Annotated in this window: 2 protein-coding genes; both read right to left on the bottom strand. The window is 46.4% G+C overall.

The features are described 5' to 3' along the window. On the bottom strand, window positions 1–396 hold a 396-nt coding region (locus tag A3756_RS21860; RefSeq protein WP_255376534.1), incomplete at its 3' end, for an exonuclease domain-containing protein. Further along, the coding region (locus A3756_RS21855; protein ID WP_231875605.1) for a putative nucleotidyltransferase substrate binding domain-containing protein at window positions 383–1,148 on the bottom strand (766 nt) is incomplete at its 5' end. The genes A3756_RS21855 and A3756_RS21860, both read right to left, overlap by 14 nt.

Raw genomic sequence — 1,148 nt, 5'->3', positions numbered from 1 at the left:
TACAGCATGATGAAACACCAATACTGCACCTTCTGCATGCTTAGCTAACAAGCCCAAAGCCATCGACACACTCGAGGCACCGGCCAATCGCTGATCACATAAGCCATGTATCTGAATGCTTTCTCCTACCGTTTGCTTGGAGTGCACCAGCAGATGTTTTCGTGTTGCGTAATCAATCCGGCCATTTTTTACACGCACCCAACCTAAGCTCAGCAATTCATTCGACTTCGGGTCCAAACCACTCATTTCACAATCGACTACCAGAAAGTCTTGATCTATCACCTTCGTCCCCCCCGACAAGGAAGGCTGGGCATAAAGCTCTGCGATCGGCGTTCGCTGTGCCTGGCGATACCAATTCCGTTTTTTTAACCAGTATTGAAGCTTATATAGAACCATGACCAAACCGCATTTTTAACAAGCGCTGACTTTCAGCAACAACCGAAAACGCACTTTTAAGCTGATGCCTCAACAAAGGAGATAACTCATCCGGGTTTAAGTGGTTTGTCGCTGGCTGCGACAGCATCATTGCCCTACTCTGACTATCCAAACGCAAACGAGCAATAAACTCATGAGCATCTCTTAGGTTGCTCGCTTCGGAGGCAGAGAGTACTTTTGCACTTTCCAAAGCTTGTAGCCGGTTACTGGTATTTACCTCTTCAATTCCTTTCATCAAGCAGTACAAACGAACCAGGGCAACAATCGGCACGGTGCCCCGTAGTTTTAGATCCAATACCGGGTTGTGATTGCCATCTTTCTCTAGCACAAAGGTTTTGAAAAAGCCTAAAGGCGGTGAGGTCTGAAGCGCATTTTCTGACATACATGCCTGAAAGATGGTGTTCTTTTGAGCCTCCTCCAATACCAAGTTACTTAAAGACTTCGTCAGCTCACGCTTGCCAGCAACGTGGCGAATATCATAAAAAATACTGGCATGCATTAGCGCCTTGGGTTCAGGCTGACGGATCCAGCGAGTAAAGTACTGCTTCCAAACCTCTAAAGGCTGACGCCATTTATCAGTCTGCGCCATCACCTCTCCCGGGCAATATTTCAAACCTGATTTGTCCAGGCCTTCATTTACGAATTCAGCAAAGCGTTTAAAGTAATCTTCCATTTCCTGTGTTGCAGCATCATCGAGAATCATACCGTTATCT

The organism is Oleiphilus sp. HI0086 (assembly GCF_001635225.1).
The sequence above is the reverse complement of the archived record's forward strand: the minus strand, read 5'-3'. Positions and strand labels throughout refer to the sequence as shown.